This is a genomic window from Albidovulum sediminicola (genome assembly GCF_025751575.1).
Classification (GTDB): Bacteria; Pseudomonadota; Alphaproteobacteria; order Rhodobacterales; family Rhodobacteraceae; genus Albidovulum; species Albidovulum sediminicola.
Window position 1 is genome coordinate 122,880 of the sequence record NZ_JAOWLA010000005.1, and the last position, 20,304, is coordinate 143,183.

Annotated in this window: 15 protein-coding genes; all 15 read right to left on the bottom strand. The window is 65.5% G+C overall.

What is annotated here, in order from left to right; all coding sequences use genetic code 11:
* Positions 1-2: 2 nt before the first annotated feature.
* The 15 genes from tssK to OE647_RS07075 all read right to left on the bottom strand — a co-directional run bounded on the left by tssK (position 3) and on the right by OE647_RS07075 (position 20,241).
* Complete coding sequence (tssK, locus tag OE647_RS07000) at positions 3-1,340, bottom strand: type VI secretion system baseplate subunit TssK (protein ID WP_263721005.1); 1,338 nt, start codon at positions 1,338-1,340, stop codon at positions 3-5.
* 63 nt (positions 1,341-1,403) lie between these two features.
* Entirely contained in the window at positions 1,404-2,987 is a 1,584-nt protein-coding gene (gene tagH, locus OE647_RS07005; protein ID WP_263721006.1) for a type VI secretion system-associated FHA domain protein TagH, read from the bottom strand.
* Positions 2,988-2,996: 9 nt separating this feature from the next.
* Positions 2,997-3,296: a PAAR domain-containing protein gene (locus tag OE647_RS07010; RefSeq protein ID WP_263721007.1), complete on the bottom strand. Its 300-nt coding sequence runs from the start codon at positions 3,294-3,296 to the stop codon at positions 2,997-2,999.
* Positions 3,297-3,905, bottom strand: coding sequence for a DUF6931 family protein (locus OE647_RS07015; RefSeq protein ID WP_263721008.1), 609 nt, complete (start codon positions 3,903-3,905; stop codon positions 3,297-3,299). It lies immediately after the preceding gene.
* 7 nt (positions 3,906-3,912) lie between these two features.
* A complete protein-coding gene (locus OE647_RS07020) occupies positions 3,913-6,048 on the bottom strand; it encodes a type VI secretion system Vgr family protein (protein WP_263721009.1) in 2,136 nt (711 codons plus the stop codon).
* A 27-nt stretch (positions 6,049-6,075) separates the two neighbouring features.
* Positions 6,076-6,354 (bottom strand): hypothetical protein, encoded by a 279-nt coding sequence (locus OE647_RS07025; protein ID WP_263721010.1) that lies wholly within the window; start codon positions 6,352-6,354, stop codon positions 6,076-6,078.
* Positions 6,354-10,799: a type VI secretion system contractile sheath small subunit gene (gene tssB / locus OE647_RS20140; protein WP_412174931.1), complete on the bottom strand. Its 4,446-nt coding sequence runs from the start codon at positions 10,797-10,799 to the stop codon at positions 6,354-6,356. The genes OE647_RS07025 and tssB overlap by 1 nt, the downstream gene beginning before the upstream one ends.
* Positions 10,792-11,652 (bottom strand): ion transporter, encoded by an 861-nt coding sequence (locus OE647_RS07040; protein ID WP_263721011.1) that lies wholly within the window; start codon positions 11,650-11,652, stop codon positions 10,792-10,794. Before OE647_RS07040 ends, tssB begins: the two co-directional genes overlap by 8 nt.
* A gap of 38 nt (positions 11,653-11,690) precedes the next feature.
* Positions 11,691-12,692 carry a hypothetical protein gene (locus tag OE647_RS07045; RefSeq protein ID WP_263721012.1) on the bottom strand — a complete coding sequence of 334 codons (1,002 nt, stop codon included), beginning with the start codon at positions 12,690-12,692 and terminating at the stop codon, positions 11,691-11,693.
* Positions 12,693-12,713: 21 nt separating this feature from the next.
* Complete coding sequence (gene tssH / locus OE647_RS07050) at positions 12,714-15,425, bottom strand: type VI secretion system ATPase TssH (protein WP_263721013.1); 2,712 nt, start codon at positions 15,423-15,425, stop codon at positions 12,714-12,716.
* Between the two features lie 40 nt (positions 15,426-15,465).
* Complete coding sequence (gene tssG / locus OE647_RS07055; RefSeq protein ID WP_263721014.1) at positions 15,466-16,488, bottom strand: type VI secretion system baseplate subunit TssG; 1,023 nt, start codon at positions 16,486-16,488, stop codon at positions 15,466-15,468.
* Positions 16,452-18,329 (bottom strand): type VI secretion system baseplate subunit TssF, encoded by a 1,878-nt coding sequence (gene tssF, locus OE647_RS07060; protein WP_263721015.1) that lies wholly within the window; start codon positions 18,327-18,329, stop codon positions 16,452-16,454. Before tssF ends, tssG begins: the two co-directional genes overlap by 37 nt.
* On the bottom strand, positions 18,329-18,826 hold the full coding sequence (gene tssE / locus OE647_RS07065; RefSeq protein WP_263721016.1) for a type VI secretion system baseplate subunit TssE: 498 nt from the start codon (positions 18,824-18,826) through the stop codon (positions 18,329-18,331). Before tssE ends, tssF begins: the two co-directional genes overlap by 1 nt.
* Complete coding sequence (locus tag OE647_RS07070) at positions 18,819-19,637, bottom strand: type VI secretion system accessory protein TagJ (RefSeq protein WP_263721017.1); 819 nt, start codon at positions 19,635-19,637, stop codon at positions 18,819-18,821. The genes tssE and OE647_RS07070 overlap by 8 nt, the downstream gene beginning before the upstream one ends.
* A gap of 76 nt (positions 19,638-19,713) precedes the next feature.
* The gene (locus OE647_RS07075) at positions 19,714-20,241 is read right to left on the bottom strand and encodes an Hcp family type VI secretion system effector (RefSeq protein ID WP_263721018.1); all 528 of its coding nucleotides are present in this window, start codon (positions 20,239-20,241) and stop codon (positions 19,714-19,716) included.
* Between the last annotated feature and the right edge of the window lie 63 nt (positions 20,242-20,304).

Genomic DNA, 20,304 nt, shown 5'->3' on the forward strand with positions numbered 1-20,304 from the left:
CGTCAGCCCTGACGGATCGCCCAGAGCTCCATGGAGAGCCCCGGGTAATCGCCCGACACATGCACCGCGATCCCGCCCGAGGTGGTCATCTTGCCCCAGTATGCGCTTTCGCTGTCCAGTTCGAAATAGACCACGCCCGCGTGATAGGGGATCTGGCGCGGCGCCACCGGCAACGGGCGCAGCGTGATCCCCGGCAAGGCGGAGTTCACCAGTTGACGGATTTCCTCCACCGGGCCGATCTTCGCGTGGCCGGAGAAGTGCCGCCGGATCGTCTCGGCGGGAACATCGGCCTTGACGGCCAGAACGAAGCCCGCTCGGTTGATCAGCTTGCGATCCGCGATGATCCCGACGCTGATGCCGTACTTGCGCGGGTCGAGCGCGATCGCGATGGCCGTCTGCTCGATGACCGAGGACAGATACTGACGCAGCACCCGGATCACCGGGTTGAAGGTCGATGTCAGCTCGCCATGCCGGTAGGGCGGGAATTCCGGCGGGTGCTTTTCGCCCGCCATGAAGGTCGCAAGCTCCCCCGCAAGCGCCACGCATTCACGATAGGCGCGTTCGGGATGCACGTTCTCGATCGACAGCATGTGGCGGAAGACCGGCAGCGTCCGGTTCACCACCATCAGTAGCAGGAAGTCCGACACATCCGCCACGCCCTTCGCCCCGCCCTCGGCCAGGCGGCCGGCAAGCGCGACCATCCGGTGCGCCAGCAGCCCCTCGATCTCGCGCACGAAATCGAAAAGCGGCGGCGCCGCGCGCAGATCGATGGCCGAGGCGATGAAGCCCCGGTCCAGCACGATCTCGCGGTCCGACTTCACCTCGATGATGCGGGCGATCGGCATGACGAGCCGGTCGGCAAGGTCATCGACCGCCAGCGCGAAGGACAGCCGCAGCTTCGCGACCCCGATGCTGGAGGCCTTGCGGTCGCGGCCCATGGAATCCATGATCTCCATCTCGGCGGGCTTGTAGCGGCTGGCCGATTGCTCTGCGCCCGACAGATCCACCTCGACCGCACCTGCCCGGCGCTGCGGCACGGTCAGGTAGACGACGCAGTCCTTCACCGTCTCCGGCACTTCGAGCGATACCGGGTGGTCCTCGACCTGCGGCACGCGGAAGACGGCGCCATCGGGGGTGATCCCGGAGCAGGCACGGATCGCGAACTTGCCGATCTTGAGCAGTTCCTCGTCGATCTCAAGCGTCGAACATCCCCAGAAATAGGGCATGACCCGCCGCGCCACGCCCGAGACCAGCGCCTCCGCATAGCGATCCGACTGCTGGAAATGATGCGGCTGAAGGAACAGGCCTTCGGTCCACAGAACCTTGCTTTCCCAGGACAAACGCGCTTCTCCCCGCTTTATTCACCCGCCTTCGGCGGCCTTATGACTTTACCCCGGACCGGCCTATTTCAGCCGGTCCAGTTGTTCCTGATAGGCGCGCGAGAACTCGCGCGCGAAGAGGTCGTGGAAATCGTTCTCCGCCTGATCGGAGATCTCCGCATACATCTTTTCGTAGACTTCCCAATAGCGGGCCTTCTTGCCCTTCAAGAAGTCGCCGATGCCGCCGCCGCCCTGGATCTTTTCCTCCAGCGCCTTGGGATCGAGGCGCTTGAGCACGCCCTTCAGCGCCGCCTCCATCCCCGTGACCATCGCGACCTCATGGGCCTTGATGTCGTTGAGCGCCTGTTCGGTCGCGGCGGAGGCGTCCAGATAGCCGCGCGCGGTCGGCTTGACCATCGCCTCGATCGCCTGTTCCGGGCTGATCGAGAACTTCAGCGGGTTGTTTCCGCCCGCGCTGATCATGGTCTGGTTGATCCGGAACTCGCCCTTGATCGAGGTCCGGGTCATCAGGATCTCCCGGATCCCCTCGATCATCAGCTTCAGGACCGAGCCCATCCGGCCCAGCGTCGCGGCCAGGTCCTCGTCCCTGAGGTTCAGCTCGGCCGCGCCCAGCGCCTCAAGGAAGGCGCGCGCGGCGGCGGCATCGGCGGGCGAGCCGGCAGGTTGGGCGGCGGCCGGGGCGGCTGGCGCCGGCGGGTTCACTGCGGGCACCGCAGCCTTCGGGGGCGTGACCGTCGCCTCGGCCGGCGGCGCCGGGGTCGGCTCCGGTGCCGCGGCCTTGGGAGGCTGAGGCTCTGCCCGGGCCGCGGGTTGCGGCGCCGGTTCGGACGTGTCCGGGTTCAGGAAATCGTCGTCGAAATCCGGGATCGCCTGCGCGGGCGGGGTCGCCGCCGGGGGTGGTGCCGGGGGTTTCGGGGCGGGGGCCTTCGGAGCGGGCGGCGGACTGGCCTTGGGCGATGCACCGGGTGCCAGGAAATCCTCGTCCCAGTCGTCGGGAATGATCGAGGCGCGCTGCGACGGCGTGAAGCTGTCCTCGATCGAGGGGTTGTGGTAGCGCTGCGCGGGGCCGCCCTTGTCGGGCTCCTCCAACGGCGCGAGAAGATCGTTTTCGCCAAGCGGCGGCAACAACGGGTCTTCCGGCTCCTCCCGCTTCAGGCCCTTGGGGCCGGTGGGCTGCGATGACCCAAGGAGGTCGTCCAGAAAATCGCCCTTGCCGCTTCCATGCGTATCCTCAAGCAGCGCCAGCGGGTCGGGTGCGCGCCCGGCCTGCCCGTGCGACACCGGCCCGTCGGACAGGGGATCGGGGATATGGGCCATGGGATCGCGCGGCGCCTGCCCGAAGCTGACCAGAAGCTCATATCCGCCAAGACTAAGGATATCGCCGTCGTTGAGCGGCGTCGGCACGCTGCCCAGGGGCACCTTGCCGTAGTTCAGGAAAGTCCCGTTGGTCGACAGATCGACCACGACGACATTGCCGTTGTGATCCTCGATCACGCAATGGCGCTTGGAGATCATCCGGTCCGGGTCCGGCAACACCAGGTCGTTCTCGGGCCCGCGCCCGATGGTGAGGTTGGTACCGTTCATCACCACCGGCCGTGCCTGGCCCGGCATCATGCCTGTGGACTGGAATCTGAGCGTAACTGCCATTCTTCTATCTTAACCGCCCGTCAATACCGTGAAACATCCGAGCGTTATCGGCCCGCCGCAGGCGCAATTGTCAAGTACGCGCGCGGCAGGAAGGCTGCAGATAAGCACCGTGGCGGAGCCCTTGATGATCGGGTGCGGCGGCACCGCGGCGGTGTTGTCGGTCAGCCGGGCCGCCGGAAGGCAGCCGACCAGAACCGTCGGCGCGCCGGGGGCCACGATTGGCAGCGGCACCGGCAGCACCGGCGGCGGCGGGATCGACGGCGCCATGCAGGCGTGCAGGTCGGTCAGACGTGCTTGTGGAAACCCCATCTAGCCCTCCTTTGCATCCTTCTGGTTGCCCTCGACCCGCCCGTTGCCCCCGCGCGCGATGTTCACGGCGCGGTCGATCAGCATCTGGCTGTATGCCTCGAACCTATCAGAGTGCTTGCCCATTGCCACGACGTTCATCGCGAAGGCCGAGACCTCGGCCGCGCCGACAGGCCCCTGGTGATGGGACAACTCCCCCGGACCGAGCGTTCCGTCGGCGAAGACGATGGCATTGGCGAGGTAAACCGTGTCGTCGTCCACCTCGGCGGTGTCCATGGTCTGGCGCACGCGCTCGCAGTTCTCGGGCGTGGGCTTGAAGACCCAGGCCTCCGCCGCGGCAAGGCTGGGCGTGTTGTTTTCCGGCGCCGCCCCGATGTAGTCGCGCGCCGCCAGGCAGGCCCACCATACCCGCTCGCGCGCGGGCAGTGCAACCGCGAGCAGCCGCAGCATGTCCACCGTCGCGCCCTCGGCGTCGAGCGCCTCCAGCACCGTCTGGACCGGGGCGCTCGCGGGCAGCGTCAGCTTGGTCTTCAGCTTGGCATTGGCCATGGCCAGCATACGCGCGGCCGGTTCCTTCGGGATCTTCTTCAGATCTGCAAAACGTTCGCTCATGATGCCCTCAGTTGATCAGTGTCAGCCCGCCCTTGAGCGTCAGTATCCCGTCACCCTTGACCGTCGTCAGCGGCGACTTCGCCTCAAGCATCGCGCTGCCCTCGGCCTTGATCATGATCCCCTTGATGGTGATGCCGCTGTTGTCGATCTTGATCGAGTTGCCACCGACCTTCAGCAGGATCTCCATCCCCGCCGTCACGGTGATCTTCTGGCCTGCGTCGATCGTGATGTTGGAGCCCACGTCCTCGGTCAGGTTGCTGCCGATCGTCACCGAACTGTCGCTGCCGATGGTGAGGGTCTGATTGTTGCCGATGTCCTCGGTGTGATCATTGCCGATCGTCTCCGTCCGGTTGTTGCCGACGGTCCGGGTGACGTCGTTCCCGACATCCTCGGTCTGGTCGGTCGCGATCGTGCGGATCTCGTTGCCTTCCTCGACCGTGAAGGTGCTGTCGCCGGTTTTGACCGTCTCGGTCCGGTGGCGGTAGATGGTCTGGGTGAGGTCGCCGGGATCCATCTTGTCCACGCCGATGTTCACGACCGCATCATTCTCGACCGTCTGAAGGAAGTCCTTTTCGGCGTGGAAGCGGATGAACTCCTCCCCCTTCTTGTCCTCGAAGACAAGCTCGTTGTAGTTGTCCGCGCCTCCGCTCTTCGTGCTGCGGGTCTTGATCCCGGTCTGGGTCATGTTGTCGGGCAGCCCGTAGGGCGGCATCGTCTCTGCGTTGTAGAGCATGCCGGTACAGATCGGGCGGTCGGGGTCGCCCTCCTCGAACATGATGGCGACTTCCTGGCCGATCCGCGGGATGGCAATGAAGCCCCAGCTACTGCCGGTCCAGGGCATCACGCAGCGCACCCAGCAGGTGGTGTTTTCGTCCTTCTGGCCAACGCGGTCCCAGTGGAACTGAACCTTGATGCGCCCATATTCGTCGGTGTAGATCTCCTCGCCCGAGGGGCCGACGACAAGCGCGGTATGCATGCCGGGAATCCGGGGCCAGGGGGTCTTCTTCGGGGCGCGGAAGTCCGTCGTCTTGGGAATGGTCTCAAAGACGCAGCGGTAGGTGTCCACCAGATCCTCACTCACCTGGATCGCGCTGCGCCGGATGAGCGGCTGGTTCATTTCATCGTCGTCGTAGTCGGTCTCGATCTTCAACTGGTGGACGGCGCGGGTGATCAGGTATTCTTGGTTTTCCTGTTCGCGCTTGTGCCCCTTCAGGGTAAAGGTCAACCCGACCGCCATCGTGCGCACGTTGCCGACGCCTTGCCATTTCACATGCTCCGCCGCCTCGGCCTCCATCGCCACGCGGGTGCGGTTGCGGCCTTCTTCGGCCACCCCGTGGTGACCGGGGTACTCGTAGATCTCGTAGGCCTTGTGGCTGTGCGCCCCCTTTTCAATGGAGGTCACGCTGGTCAGATCGGCGCTCGGCGTCGTGAAATTGTAGTCGGTCATCGTGACCTTGCCCGAGACGACCCCCTCGGCCGGGGCCCATTCGAAGATGTGGTCCTTGCGGCGCCGATAGCCCTTCTCACGATAGTTGAACTCGACCTCCGACTCGCCGGGGATCGGGCTGTAAGCGCCCGCGCTGTCGGCCAGAACCAGCTTTTCGACCTCTCCTTCGTGCTCGAAGTAGTAGAACATCCCCTCCTCTTCCATGAGGCGGCAGACGAAGTCGAAGTCGCTTTCGCGGTACTGCACGCAGTAGTCACGTTCGGCATAGGTGGCGCTCGTCGCGTCCCGGAAGTCGGAGAAGCCAGAATCCGAAAACACCTGCTTGATCACGTCCAGCGCCGTCATGGCCTGGAAGATCCGGTTGTCGCGGCGCTTGGTCAGGAACCAGAGCCAAGGGCGCACCTTCGCCTCGAAATGGCCGAAGCCCTGGCAAAGCCCCAAGAACCGGATCGAGGTGCAGATGCCCGTGAACTGACGCTCGCCGCCCTCGGCAAGTGAGACATAGACCGTGATGCGCGTCCCCGCGACATCGGCAAGGCTCAGGCTGCGGTCCTTGGCCAGGAACTCCACCGTCATCTCGGTCAGTTCGCTCAATCCTTCGGCGATGACCGCGGATTTGAGGAAGACATCGGTGGCGGGAAAGGCCGATGTCATGCGAACGATGCGGTTCTCGAAGCCTGTATCCGGTGTCGTCATAATCTACCCTCCTGCCATCGCGACCTGTCAGTCGAGCGGCGGCTCACTTTCCAATAGATGTTCGTCGCGGCGAAGCCGCTCCACGATATCGGGGTTGATGCCCCAGAAATCCGTCATCGGCCGCCCCGCGCCGACGAAGGCGCGCAGCGTCAGGTGGTCCTCGAAACGGTAGCAGATCACCGGCGTCGGGAAATAGCCGCCACCCTTCAGCATCGGGGACAGGAACTCCTCCCCCTCATAAAGCCAGTAGGTTTCGTTGATCCTGAGAAGGATCATCCGTGGTTCCTGCCCGTTTCCCGTCACCATCACAGCCCCTCCAGCAGTGCCGCAAGTTCGGGGTCCATGCCATCGTCCCCCGTCTCCGAGGTCCCCAGGTCGTCGAACCCCGCAAGCAGCGCATCGAGGTCGTCGTCGCCGGCCCCACCCCCGTCGACGCCCGTGGCGTCACCGGTGTCCAACCCCGCGAGCAGCGCGTCAAGATCATCGCCGCCGGACGTCTCCTCGCCGCCGTCCAGGCCCGAAAGCAGCGCATCGAGGTCGTCCGAACCGCCGCTGTCGGGCGCCGGGATCTCCATCTCGATGTCGGCTGGCTTTGCGGGCGCGCCGGGCATCGTCGGCGGCGGCGCCTTGGGCGGCATCGGCACACCGGTCCAGCGCCCACGGATCTCTTCGCCCGCCAGCGACTGGAAGGAACCGAGGCGAATCTCGTCCCTTCCCCGGATCGACAGCACCGGCTGATAGCCGCGCGTGACCACGTTCTGAACCTTCGAGGTGGTCAGGTTCCGCTCCGTATGCGGCAGCGCGACCTGATCGCCGTGGCGATCCTTGACGTAGTGGAAGGGGATATCGCCGATCGACATGACCGACCCGAGGCTCATCTGCTTACCATGCTTCGACCAGCCCATGCCCAGCAGCACCGCCACTAGCAGGACCGGGTTCGCCCAGAGCATGCCCGACAGGCCCTCGGCCTCGGTGAATTCCTCGAAATCGAAGGCATCGACGGGGTCGGTTCGTTCGCCATAGGGCCGCCGCAGAAGGAAGCGTGGGGTCGCGACGCCCAGATAGGCGGCCTCCGGCAGCGCCCGCAGGGCATCCCAGGCCTTGGCGACGAGCGGATGGCGATCCTCTTTCGCGACCTCCAGGAAGGCCGGCGAAATCGCGGTGAAGAAGGGCGCGTCCACATGCGCCGCCACCTGCGCGATCCGCGCCAGAAGCTCCGCATGCGGCGGGGTTTCCTCAAAGGTGTAAAGCCCGAAAAGCGCGGAATAGCCGCCCGGCCCCTCTTCGCCCAGCGGGCGTTCCGTCAAAAGCCGCAGGAACCCGCTTTCCGACAGGTCGTCGTCGGCCGCCAGATCGACCGCCAGTTCCTCGGCCGAGACGTCATAGAGGTCGATCGTCAGCTTCACGTCCGTCTCGATCCGGCGCGCCAGGAAGTCGAGCGAGCGCCAGAGCGCCTCGACCGACTGAAACTCCGGGTGATGCAGGATCAGCCGCATGGCGGAAGACAGCGCCGCATCCACCGCCGCCAGCATCGCGCCCGCGTCAGGGTTCGCGGCCTCGGTCACATGCGGACCGATGATGCGCGCCACCATGTCGTCGATGGGGGAGGCCTGGGTCAGCCGCCCGCCGGTATCGCCGATCAACTGCTGGAACGCCCCGAGCTTCAGGTTCGCGGGCACCGCCGAACCGGCGGAGGACCGGCGCGGCGGGGCAAGCCTCTGGCCATGCGCCTCGCCCCATTTCTGCAACTGTGCCATCGCGGCAGGCGCGAGAGAGGTGCTTTTCAACCTCTGGCGCAGCCCGGAGATGCCCGAGAAAATCTCGACGTTGTCGAAAAGTTCGTCGGGATGCAGGCTGTCGAGGTCAGTCAGGCTGACCTTGATCCCGGCGCCGTCCCGTCCGACGGGCAGGACAAGATCGGTGGCGAAGCCCTCGATCACCTCTTCGACCGTATCGACGTCAAGCGGAATCGCCCGGCGGTGGGCCAGCCCATCGCCCGGCTCGATCAGACCGCGCGCCGCACGACCGGTGAAATCGCCGAAGATCGCCATGCGGAAGCCGGTCCGCCGCAACTCCTCCGGCGCCGGGCGCGGCGCGGTTATGAAGCCGTTTGGATGCTGCACCGCCCGCGCGGCCGTCGCACTTGCCTCCGGTGTTTCGGGTGCCGATGGCACCGCGTCGGCCGTATCTGTCACGTCGTCTTCCGCCCCGGCGAGCAGCGCATCCAGATCGGAGCCGGAAGCCTCCACCCCCGTATCCGACAACAGCGCGTCGAGGTCCGACGCATCCTCCTCCGCCCCGGCGAGCAACGCGTCCAGATCGGAGCCGGGATCCCCGCCCCCCGTATCCGCCAGCAACGCGTCAAGGCCGGACGCATCCTCCTCCGCCCCGGCGAGCAGCGCATCCAGTTCGAAGCCGGAATCCTCCGCCCCCGTATCCGACAACAGCGCGTCGAGGTCCGACGCGTCATCGGACTCCGCCTCTGCCGTAGGGTTCAGCAGGTCCGCCAGCAGGTCATCGGCACCTTCATCGGCGGGTTGCGCATCTGGGAGCGGGGCGGGAAGATCGGTCAGGATATCGGCCAGTGCATCCGTCTCCGACATCCCGGCCTCAGCCGCCTCCTGGCCCAGGTCGCCGAGAAGGTCGTCCAGATCGTCGTTGGCGGCGCGCACCTCCGTTTCCCCGGAGGGCGCGGCGATACCGGCGAGCACGTTATCCTGATCCGTTTCTTCAGCCGTTTCCTCCAGTGCGGCCCCGCCCAATGCGCTCAGCACATCGTCGGCGCTCGTATCGACCTCCTCAATCCCCTCATCGAAGGCCGCAAGGTCCGCGAGGATGTCGTCGGCTCCATCGTCGGAGCGCCCGTCATCGGCGGGCCCGTCATCGTCCGCAACCGTCCCCAGCCCGGCCAGGATATCGTCCGCTTCCAGGCCAGCGGGCTCCTCTTCGCCCTCGGCCGTCGCAAGGCCGGCCAGGATGTCTTCCGTGGCATCCGGTTCCACGGCGTCCTCTCCGCCCACCCCCGCGAGACTGGCCAGGATGTCATCGGCATCATCGCCTGCGGGCAGGTCATCGGTGCCACCGGCAGCGATTCCGGCAAGGATGTCCTCCGCGCCATCGCCTTCTGCGGTTTCCTCCACGGCGCCCGTCGCCAGCCCGGAAAGGATATCCTCCGTGGCATCAGGTTCCGCCGGGGTGTCCTCGCCGCTCACGCCTGCAAGGCCGGCGAGGATGTCATCGACGCCGTCCCCATCGGTCGCATCGTCAACGGCCGCCGTTGCCAGACCGGCAAGGATATCGCCCGTTCCATCGTCGGCGGGCCTGTCCGCCTCTACGCCCGCGGCGAGCTCGGCCAGAAGGTCTGTCGCATCCTCCTCTGCCGCCTCCTCGACCGGCAGATCGCGGAGCGAGGCGAGGACATCGCCCGTGCGGTCGTCCTCGGCCTCACCCGAGGGTTCCGTTGCCGACAGCCCCGAAAGGATGTCGTCCGTGAGGTCAGGCTCAACAGTGTCCTCGCCGCCCAGGCCCGCAAGACCGGCCAGAATGTCTTCTGCACCATCGTCTGCGGGCGCGTCACCGGTCCCGCCCGTGGCGATCCCGGCCAGAATATCATCCGTGCCGTGGTCCAGCGCTGCGTCTTCGACGGCGACTCTGGCCAATCCTGAAAGGATGTCGTCGGTACCGTCATCAGCGAGTTCATCCGGCTGGGCCACGTCGCGCAGGCCGGCAAGGATCCCCGCGCTTTGGTCGTCTTCCACCGCTTCGTCCGCCGGTGCGGCATCGCGCAGAGCGGCCAGCGCGTCGTCTGTCGCCGTATCCGGGTCCGCGTCGGGCACGGACTGCTCCGCCAGCCCGGCCAGCACCGCCTGGGTCGTATCCGCTTCCTCAACCGGTTGCGGCGCGGCATCGCGCAGCGCGGCGAGCGTGTCCGAGGTCGTATCGGCCGGCGCCTCATCTGCAGGCGCGGCATCGCGCAAGGCGGCCAGCGTGTCCGCCGTGGTGTCGTCCCGCTCCGGCTCTGGCATCCCCACGCCAGTCGCGGCAAGCCCCCCCAGGATATCAGCGGTATCGTCGCGTTCCACGGTCGCCGCCGGCGCGGCGGCGCGCAGCGCGGCAAGCGCGTCCTCCGTCCGGTCCGGGGCCTCCTCCGCCTGCGGGGCGGCGCGCAACGCGGCGAGCACATCGGCGGCGGCATCGCCCTCAGGCCCATCAGCGGGCGCATCCTGCCGCATCCGCTCTAGGATGGCGTCGTCCGAGGGGGACGCGACCGCTCCGTTCGCCAGCGCGGACAGAAGCGCGGGATCGGTCAGAAGCTTCTCGATCAGCCCCTCGGCCCCGGCCTTTCCGTCCATATAGGTCAGAAGGTTCTGCAACTGGGTGCGCGCCTCCAGCAGGGCGCGCAGCGGCTCCACCTTGGCCGCGACGGCGCCGGGGGAGAAATCGTTCATGCTCTCGAAGGTCAGATCGACCGCAAGGCTGCCCTCGCCCGTCAGGGTATTCGCGACCGTGAAACTGGCGCGCGGCGCCATCGCGCGCATCCGCTCGTCAAAGTTGTCGACGTCGATCTCAAGGAACTTGCGGTCGCCTATGGCGGGCTGGGGCACGGCCGACTTGCCGGCCAGATCGGACAACACGCCCATGACGAAGGGCAGTTGCACCTTCTTCTCGGCGCCGTAAAGCTCCACATCGTATTCGATCTGGACGCGCGGGGCGCGGTTGCGGGCGATGAACTTCTGCGATCCGCTAGCCATTCCCCGCCCCCCGCATGGCGGCGATCTCTCGCCTCAGCGCGCTGATTTCGTCCCGAAGTTCGAGGACATGCGCATCGACCTGGTCCGTCTCGCTGCGGACAAGCTCCCGCAGCACCTCGAATTCCTGCTGTTCCTCGGCCTCCACCGCGCTTTGCATGGTGTTGACCAGAAGGCCGATGAAAAGGTTCAGGACCGAGAATGCAGTGATGATGATGAAGGGCACGAAGAAGGCCCAGGCATAGGGGAATTGCTCCATCACGGGGCGGACGATGCCCATGGACCAGCTTTCCAGCGTCATGATTTGGAAGAGCGAGTAGAGCGAACGCCCGAGGGTGCCGAACCATTCGTCGAAGGCCGCGCCGAAGATGATCGTCGCCATGACCCCGAATACGTAATAGACGATCCCCAGCATGATGATGACCGCCCCCATGCCCGGCAGCGCGTCGAAAAGCGCCTGCACGACGGCCCGCATCTGCGGTACGATCGACAAGAGGCGCAGCGCCCTGATCACGCGCAGCGCGCGCAGCGCCGACAGGCTTTCGGTCGCCGGCAGAAGGCCCACGGTCACGACCGCAAGGTCGAAGATGTTCCAGGCGGAGCGGAAGAAGGATAGCCTGTAGGCGAAGAACTTGAGCGCCAGTTCGATGACGAAGATCGTCAGTACCAGGTTGTCGATGACGGGTAGCACGCCGCCCAGGCTGGTCCTGGCCCAGTCGGCGGTGGAAATGCCCAGGGTGATCGCGTTGAAGATGATTACGGCCAGAATGCCGTTTCGAACGCTTTCCCGCTCCACGAAAGCCCGCACCGCTTCCCTCAGCGATCCTTCCTGGCTTGCGACACCGTTGCCTTCCATCGTCTCCCCCGGTCACACCAGCCCACCCGCTGGCGACGTTACTTCAGTTTCGACTCGACCCGCTTGAAATGCCCGGCCAATTCCGAAAAATCCTTGCGCGCCTTGTCGGCCTTGCTGTCAAGACCGCCGGTCTTCCGTTCAAAGTCCTTGAGATCGCTCTTGACGTTGTCGCAGTCGTCCCTGCCAGCCTCGACTTCGCCGCAGGCATCCACGAGATAATTCTTGAACTTTAGAAGTTGCTTTCGCAGATCCTCCATCGCTGGGATCTTGCTGTCCACGTCTTTGGCGAAACCTTCGACTTCCGGAATATCCATCCGCTTAAGGTTCTTGCGAAAATCCTTCAGCGCGTCGATCGCAGAAGTGATCTGCTTCAAGTTCTTTTCGTACTTGTCTTCCACTTGCTTCATCGAGCGCGCGCAGCGGGTATAGGCGGCGTCCCTGCGCTTGTCGGCGGCCTTCTGGACCGCCCGTTTCTTCTTGTCGTCCTCTTCGTCCTTGGCAAGGGCATCGTCTGCCTCTGCCTTGGTCAATTCCTTGATGAGCGAATTGTAGGCGGCAGTGATATCGTCCGCAGGCGTGCTGAATACGCCTTTCAGGGACACCGACGAAATCTCCCTGACGAAATCCAGCCCCTCTTTCAGGAACTTCTTCTCTTCGACGGCGCCTGCGGTCTTAAGCTCCTCGAGGGCTTTCTTGCACTTCTTGCGAATAAGCTTCTCCGCGTCCTTCAGGGCGGCGGGAAGATCCTTGCCAATGATCTTCTTCAGCTTTTCGGGCGATTTCTCCGCTTCCTTCTGCGCGTTGCCTACCGCCGAGGCGAGGTATTTGAGTTCATAGACGACCAGGCCTTCGAGGGCCTTGGCCAGCTTCTTCTCGCTCCACTTCGAGTCGTCGAGCTCCAGAGATTCGGAGTGCTTCAGGTGCTCCTTGAAAAGCTTCTCCAGGTCTGGGTTCGACTTAACCCAGTCCTTCGACTTCTTGGTGAACTCCGCCCGAGGGCTGACGTCCAGTTCCGCCACCATCGTCTTCTTGCCGGCCATATGGACCTCCCGTCTCCAGTGTCAGTCGAACGCGTAGGTGAACTCACCCTCGCTCACGTCGATCGCGACCTTGCTGACTGCCTCGCCCGCCATCATCCGCTTCAGGAACTCACCCGAAATGTCGGGCAGCATCGTGTTGGTGACGATCGCGTCGATCATGCGGCCGCCGCTCTCCAGTTCCTGGCAGCGTGAGACAATCGTATCCACCACCCCATCGGTATAGGAGAAGGGGACATTATGCGTGGATTTCACCCTCTTCTTGATCCGGTCAAGCTGGAGCCGCGTGATCGCGGCGATCATCGAGGGCGACAGCGGATAGTAGGGGATCGTGACCAAGCGCCCCAGCAGCGCCGCCGGGAAGATCTTCAGCAGCGGGTCGCGCAACGCCTTGGCGATCTCCTCCGGGTCGGGCATCAGATCGGGGTCCGAACAGAGATCCATGATCAGGTCGGACCCCGCATTCGAGGTCAGCAGGATCAGGGTGTTCTTGAAGTCGATCAGACGCCCCTCACCGTCCTCCATCACGCCCTTGTCGAAGACCTGGAAGAAGATCTCGTGCACATCCGGGTGGGCCTTTTCGACCTCGTCCAGAAGGACGACCGAATAGGGCTTGCGCCGGACCGCCTCGGTCAGCACGCCGCCCTCGCCATAGCCCACATAGCCCGGAGGCGCGCCCTTCAAAGAGGACACGGTGTGCGCCTCCTGGTATTCGGACATGTTGATGGTGATGACGTTGTGCTCGCCGCCATAAAGCAGCTCCGCCAACGCCAGCGCGGTTTCGGTCTTGCCCACGCCCGAGGTGCCGGCCAGCATGAATACGCCGATGGGCTTGGAGGGGTTGTCGAGCCCCGCGCGGCTGGTGCGGATGCGCTTGGCGATCATCTTCATGGCGTGATCCTGCCCGATCACCCGCTTGGCCAGGTGTTCTTCCAGGTGAAGGACCGTATCGATCTCGTCTTTCATCATGCGCCCGACGGGGATGCCGGTCCAGTCGCCGACCACGGTCGCGACGGCCTGCGCGTCGACGATCGGCAGGATCAGCGGGCTTTCGCCCTGGATACCGGTCAGCTCGGCGTTCTTGGCGCGCAGGTCCTCGACCAGCTTGGCGCGTTCCTCCGCCGAAAGCGGGCTGGCCTGCGCCGCCTCCTCGCCGGTGGCATCGGGCGCGTCAACCGGGGCGCCGCCCTCGCGCAGCTTGGCGCGGATGGCGAGGATCTCCTCCACCACCGCCTTTTCCTTTTCCCAGCGGTCGTTCAGCTCTGCCAGCCGTGCGTCCTCCTCGGTCTTGGCATGGCTGACCGCGGCCCGGCGCTCGGTGACGTCATAACCCGCGGTCGCGTCCCGATCGATGATGTCCAGCTCGATCTGGAGCCCCTCGATCCGCTTGCGGGCATCGTCGACCTCGGCCGGAACGGCATGCTGGCTGATCGCCACGCGCGCGCAGGCGGTATCCAGCACGCTGACGGACTTGTCGGGCAGTTGCCGGGCCGGGATGTAGCGGGCTGAAAGCGACACCGCCGCCTCGATCCCCTCGTCGAGCACCTGCACGCGGTGGTGCTTTTCCAGCATCGAGGCGATGCCGCGCATCATGCGGATGGCTTTCGGCACATCCGGCTCCTCGACCTGCACCACCTGGAAGCGGCGGGTCAGCGCAGGGTCCTTCTCGATATGCTTCTTGTATTCGGCCCAGGTCGTCGCGCCGATGGTGCGTAGCGTCCCACGCGCCAGCGCCGGCTTCAGCAGGTTGGCGGCATCGCCCGTGCCCGCTGCGCCGCCCGCGCCCACCAGTGTATGGGTTTCATCGACGAACATCACGATCGGCACAGGGCTTGCCTGAACCTCTTCGATGACCTGGCGCAGGCGGTTCTCGAACTCGCCCTTCATCGAGGCGCCGGCTTGCAGCAGGCCAACATCCAGCGACAGAAGCCGCGCGTCCTTCAGCGAGGGCGGCACATCGCCCCGCGCGATGCGGAGCGCAAAGCCCTCGACCACGGCGGTCTTGCCCACCCCGGCCTCGCCGGTCAGGATCGGGTTGTTCTGCCGCCGCCGCATCAGCACGTCCACCACCTGGCGGATTTCCTCGTCACGGCCCACGATCGGGTCGATCTTGCCGTCGCGCGCCTGCTGAGTCATGTCGGTGCAGAACTGCGCCAGCGCCTCTTCCTTGCCCATCTGCGCGGGCGCACGGGCGCCCGAGGCCTCGCCCGGTTCCGCGCCCCCGCCCATGACCGAGCCGTCCTGCGCGCGCAGGCCATCCTCGGGCGAACCCTCGACGGCCTTGACGAAGTTCTCGGCCAGATCGTCGGCCTTGATCTTGCCGAACTCGCCCGAGATGCCGGTCAGGATCGCCTTGAGATGCTTGGTGCGCAGCATCCCCAGGATCAGGAAGCCGGTACGGATCTGGCCCGAGTTGAACTGGAGCGAGCCGTAGACCCAGGCACGTTCCGTCGCATCGTCAAGGTGCTCGGACAGGTCCGAAATCGCGCTCGCCCCGCGCGGCAGGGCATCGAGCGCGCGGGTCATGTCGGCGGCGATCCGGCCAGCGTCGAGGTCGTAGTGGCGGATGATCCGGTGGATGTCGCTGTCCTGCCCTTGCAGGATCTGGTGCAGCCAGTGGACCAGTTCCACATAGGGGTTTCCGCGCATCTTGCAAAAGACGGTCGCGCTTTCGATCGCCTGATAGGCCAGGCGGTTCAATTTGCCGAAAAGGGCAACCCTGCTGATCTCGCTCATCCTCTCACTCCCTCCGCTGGGCCGGCCCTGGCCGGTCCCGTTATCCCAATCGCGACCGCGGCACGACGCAGAGGTCGTCCGCGTCGCCCGTTGCCGCGCGTCTGCCAATCCATGAGGTCTGGCCCAGTTGCGTATCCGCCCCGAGCCGCGCCCGGGGAACCTCTTCCGCCTTCAGGATCAGGTTCACATCCCAGTCCAGCGTATCGCCGATGTAGTTGCGCACCACGGCCTCGACCCGCGCAAGCGAGGCGCCGCCGGGCAGGAGGCGCCTGTAGTCGTCCAGCGTCAGCGGGCCTATCATCACGCGGAACTTGGCGCTGCGCGACCAGACCTTCTGGCCGATGCTCGTCGCCTGCCCCAACCCGGCGCGCGCGCCAAGCTGCCAGCGGTCGTCCGCTTCCAGTTCCAGCCAGGAGCCCACGAACTGGCGCAGATGGACCGGCACGCGGAAGAAGGCCGATAGCACCGCAACCAGCCCCTCGGCATTCTTCGCGCCGACGGACAGGTGCCCGGCGAAATAGCGCTTGGCCAGATCCGGCATCGGATCGCGCTCCGCCATCCCCTTGCCAACGTGGCCGGAGATCGCGGCGACCTTGCGCTGGACCGGGTCGTTCTGCGGCCGGTCGAACGACGGCGCCGGCTGCCCCGCGCTCCAGGCGCGATAGAGCAGGCCCATCATCCGATGCGTCAGCATGTTGGCGAAGGCGACGAAGGTCGGATCGCGGTGATTGCGCTGACGGTCGCGGGCATATTCGGTCATGTGCAACGGCAGCGGGCCTTGCGGGCCGAAAAGCCCGAAGAAACGGTTCGTCAGGCGACCCGGGTTGGCCTCCGTCGGCGGTTCGAACCCGGCGATGGTCGATGGCGGGAAGGCCAGCTCCGCCTCCTGCCCCAGGCGCACGCGGTCCTGCGACGGCCGGCGGCTTTCACCCAGGCGCGGCGAGGCGGGATACGCCGCCTCGATCACGCGAAGGGCGTGGAAAATGTGGAAGGACTGGGGGGCGTCGGTCAGCTGCGCGAGATGCGTCAGATGATCCGGCCGAGCCCCTTCGCCGGACGCCATCGCGCGATCTCTCCTCTTTGGTGGGTGGTCAGGACGGTTTCGGTGAAACTGTTCACGGCCACGTATTTCTCGAAAAACCTCTGAAGGACTGCCCCCAGCAGATAGACGCTGGTCCCCTCGAAGAAGGCCTCGTCGAAGTCGATCTTGATCTCGATGCCCCGGATCGCCGTCGACAGGACCTCGTCCTGGATGCGCCGGACGATGGGGCGGCTGGTGACGGACAGGATGCCCTCAAGCTGCTTTTCCATCACCCGGTCGCCCTGCGGGGCATAGATGCCGATCAACTCCTTGAGCGCCGCGATCCCGCCGCCCTGGGCGGTGTCGGCCACCGATAGATAATTGAGGCTCAGATGGCTGATCAGCCGCCAGGCGGTGTCGCCCTGCGCCATGGTGGGCCTCGGCCGCGTCGGCGGGACCGGCGTGCGGACGGTCTTGACCGGCCCGCCGTCGGGCAGGTGAAAGACGTTGTCCGCCCCCGTCGCCAGAAGCAGCGGCAAGTCGCGGTTGGTACATTGCGCCGTGACCGCCAGCTGGGTCAGATTCGCCGAGAAAGGCGCCTGGCGGCTGTCGACCAGGGACACATACATCTCCGACCCGAGGTAGGAGGTGCGCACCCCCCGCAGGCGCTCCTTCTCGGACCGCTGCCGCATGCGCCGACGCTGGGTGTAATAGGCGGGCCAGACATCGCCCGCCGCCGTGAAGTCGTCGGAGGAGTAGAAGGGGCGGAAGCGCACGTCATCCTCGCCCTCACCGCTGATGCCGGTCACGCTCTCGATCTGGTAGACCTCGTAATCGAGGGGCGCTGTGCGGTCCGCGACGACATGCTGTTCGATGTCGCTCGCCTTCAGGTGGATGCGGTCGCAACGGCGCTGGAACAGATTGACCGCAGGCGTCGCGAAAAGCGTGAACGCGTCGGGGGAAATCGCGGGCGCGACGCTTGGCCGCCCCTCGCGCAGCAGGATGTAGATGTCGAGCTGGTCGTTCGCCGACTTCCGGACCGCCGGTTGCAGCCCGCAAAGGTCCACGAAATGGAACCGTTCGGGCATCGCGAAATATTCCTGCAGCAGCCGGTAGCCATCGAAGGACCGCCTGGGCGTCGGCAAAAGGGCCTCGTTGCGGGCGAAACCGCGCGGCTCGGCGGCGCCGTCGGGCAGTTGCAGCGTCCAGTCCGCGCGGCGGTCCGTGGACCGGCCAATCAGGCCCGTCACCTCGGTGCAGAGAAGCTCGTGCAACTGCCAGTTCGCCCCGGACTGGCTGTTGAGAAACACCGTCAGCCGATCGAGCGCGAGGCTCGCCATCGGCACCTGGCCCAGCGTCCGCAGCCTCAGCCGGATACCGGCCTTCGCCTCCACGTCCCTTGCGACACCCGCCGCGACCAGTTCGCCGCGCCCGTCGATATATTCCGCCTCCGCGATCTCGATCGGCCAGAGCGTCACGTCCTGCGCGGTGCGGAACTGGCAGGCGGATTGCGCGCCCTCGGCGATCTTGCTGCGCAGCGTCGTGCCGCGCGGCATCGTGAACCCGTCGGCCATGGGCGCCTTGCTGGGGTCCGGCTTGAACGAGGCCACCATGACCGAAGGCGTCGGCGCCAAGTAGTGGGGATAGACGATTTCCAGAAGATGCGAGGTCAGCGCGGGGAACTGCAACTCAAGCTCAAGCTGCACCCTTGCCGACAGGAAGGCCACGCCTTCCAGCAGGCGCTCGACATAGGGATCGACGACCTCCAGCCCCTCCATGCCAAGGCGCGCGGCGACCTTCGGGAAGGCCTTGGAGAATTCCGCGCCCATCTCGCGTAGGAAGGCAAGTTCGCCCTCGTAATGACGCAGAAGCCGGGTATCCATCAGCCCCTCCGTTCCAGCGTCAGCTCGCCCGTGGTCACGTCGACCTCCGAGCGCAGGTAAAGCTCCATCGGGACCGGCTGCGCCCACATGTCGGCGCGGATTTCGAAGGTGACGATGGACTGGCGCAGGCTGTCGCCGGGCAGCAGTTCCACGTCGAGCGATCCGGGCGCGATGCGCGGCTCAAAAAGCGAGATCGCCCGGCTGATCGCGCTGCGGATCATCTGCGCCCGTTCGAGCGAGGAATACTCCCCAGAGACCTCCTTCAGCCCGTAGTTGAGGACCGATTCCGAGGCGTTGGGATAGCGGACCGCGTCGATCAGCGTATCGGCGTTCTGCGAGTTCAAGAGCCAGGAAAGGTCGCGCTGGATGATGTCGCGCAGCCGTCGAATGTCGATCACGCGGCTGTCGCGCGTCTCGTTCGGGTTCGATGGGTCGGTGTCAGTCAGCCTGTCGAGAAGAGACGGCTGGAGCCGCTCGGTGATCGTCAGGTCAGCCATCGGCCCCCGCTTCCCCGCCGTCGTCCTGGTGGATGGTCAGTGTCCGCAGTTCCATGAGGGGCGTGTCACCCGCATCGGTCGCCAAAAGCCGCTGCCCGACCCCCAGAAAGGTTTCAGCCCCGGCGTCGCGGAATTCGGTCGCGCGCGCGAGCTTGGCGGCGTCATCGCCCAAGGCGACGGTGCCGGCATAGCGCGTCGGGATCAGCGCGACGACATCCCCGCCGTTGCGAAGCGTCATCGTCGCCGGCATCCAGACGCAGTCGCGCAGGTCCTTCGGCGGCTCGACGATCATCGAGCCGATGGCGGTGAAGGGCATCCAGAAGTACCGGCCGTTGACGATGACCTCCAGAAGTGGGCCCAGCCGCATGTCGGCATCGGCGATCCAGTCGAAGGGCATGCCGTTGATCTCGCCCCGGGCCGCCGGCGCGGCCTCGAACGCGCGTTCGCGCAGGCGCGCGGCCTCCTCGGGATGTCCCTGGGCAAGAACCTTCGTCGCCTCGACCATGAGGGCGGCCCATTCCTGCGGCTCGCCGAAGATCAGCGGGACCTTTTCCCCGGCGAAGACCTTTTCGCGGAAGACCTCGCAGATGATCGCTTCGCGGTAGGTCTGGGCCATCGGCACGGCGGAGGGTTCCATTTCGGCCGAAAGCTTCAACTGGGCGATGGCACGGGTCCAGTCGCCGCGCACGCTGAGAAGCTGGAAGAGGAAGATGCGCAGCTTGGCATCCGACGCGCGCTTGCGCACCTCGGCCTGCAGTTCCTGAAGGGCGCCGTCCAGGTCCCCTGCCCTCAACAGTTCTTCGGCGCGCATAATCGGTCCTTCCCGGAAACTCGTATTCAGAATGATGCGGGCCGCCCGAAGCCTCGGGCAGCCCGTCAGGCCGTGATCAGTAGATCATCGACTTGTTGTTCTTGACGCGGTTCCAATAGGCTTCCTTGGGCTGGCCAGCCATCTTGCCCTTGGTATCCTGCGGGTAGTAGTGGATCTTGATCGCGCCGTACTGGAGCACGACGGTCTCCTCGCAGACATCGTCACCGTCCGAGCCGGACCAGGAAATATCCTGCACCATCACCATTTGCAGTTCGAAGACCATGAACTTTCCGCCCGACTTGGTGTCTTCGGCGCCCGAACGGCGCAGTTCGATGAACATGTTGTCGAAGTGCTTGCCGGTCACCAGCGCGTGGAAAAGACCGGTCGACGCGGTGTCAGTCTTCTTGGTGATCGACACTTCCTTGAAGGTCGCCTTGCCGGCGCCGCCGCCGCCCGAGATCGAACCGATGTTGATGTTGTTCTCGGCACCGAGTTCGAAGGAAATGATCTCGAATGCCTTCTTGTCGGCATAGGTTTCGTCCTGGGTTTCGCCGGGAATGTCTTCGGCGTTCGTGGTCGAGTAGCAGAAAGCGTCAAACGACATTTTGTGATCTCCTGAGTTTCAGATATGGACATATATTGTTTTTGCAGGGCGACCCTCTGCGGG

What these genes read in the sequence shown, in the direction of transcription:
- tagH (WP_263721006.1), bottom strand. Translation starts at nt 2,987, where the DNA reads ATGGCAGTTACGCTCAGATTCCAGTCCACAGGCATGATGCCGGGCCAG.
- OE647_RS07010 (WP_263721007.1), bottom strand. Translation starts at nt 3,296, where the DNA reads ATGGGGTTTCCACAAGCACGTCTGACCGACCTGCACGCCTGCATGGCG.
- OE647_RS07015 (WP_263721008.1), bottom strand. Translation starts at nt 3,905, where the DNA reads ATGAGCGAACGTTTTGCAGATCTGAAGAAGATCCCGAAGGAACCGGCC.
- OE647_RS07020 (WP_263721009.1), bottom strand. Translation starts at nt 6,048, where the DNA reads ATGACGACACCGGATACAGGCTTCGAGAACCGCATCGTTCGCATGACA.
- OE647_RS07025 (WP_263721010.1), bottom strand. Translation starts at nt 6,354, where the DNA reads ATGGTGACGGGAAACGGGCAGGAACCACGGATGATCCTTCTCAGGATC.
- tssB (WP_412174931.1), bottom strand. Translation starts at nt 10,799, where the DNA reads ATGGCTAGCGGATCGCAGAAGTTCATCGCCCGCAACCGCGCCCCGCGC.
- OE647_RS07040 (WP_263721011.1), bottom strand. Translation starts at nt 11,652, where the DNA reads ATGGAAGGCAACGGTGTCGCAAGCCAGGAAGGATCGCTGAGGGAAGCG.
- OE647_RS07045 (WP_263721012.1), bottom strand. Translation starts at nt 12,692, where the DNA reads ATGGCCGGCAAGAAGACGATGGTGGCGGAACTGGACGTCAGCCCTCGG.
- tssH (WP_263721013.1), bottom strand. Translation starts at nt 15,425, where the DNA reads ATGAGCGAGATCAGCAGGGTTGCCCTTTTCGGCAAATTGAACCGCCTG.
- tssG (WP_263721014.1), bottom strand. Translation starts at nt 16,488, where the DNA reads ATGGCGTCCGGCGAAGGGGCTCGGCCGGATCATCTGACGCATCTCGCG.
- tssF (WP_263721015.1), bottom strand. Translation starts at nt 18,329, where the DNA reads ATGGATACCCGGCTTCTGCGTCATTACGAGGGCGAACTTGCCTTCCTA.
- tssE (WP_263721016.1), bottom strand. Translation starts at nt 18,826, where the DNA reads ATGGCTGACCTGACGATCACCGAGCGGCTCCAGCCGTCTCTTCTCGAC.
- OE647_RS07070 (WP_263721017.1), bottom strand. Translation starts at nt 19,637, where the DNA reads ATGCGCGCCGAAGAACTGTTGAGGGCAGGGGACCTGGACGGCGCCCTT.
- OE647_RS07075 (WP_263721018.1), bottom strand. Translation starts at nt 20,241, where the DNA reads ATGTCGTTTGACGCTTTCTGCTACTCGACCACGAACGCCGAAGACATT.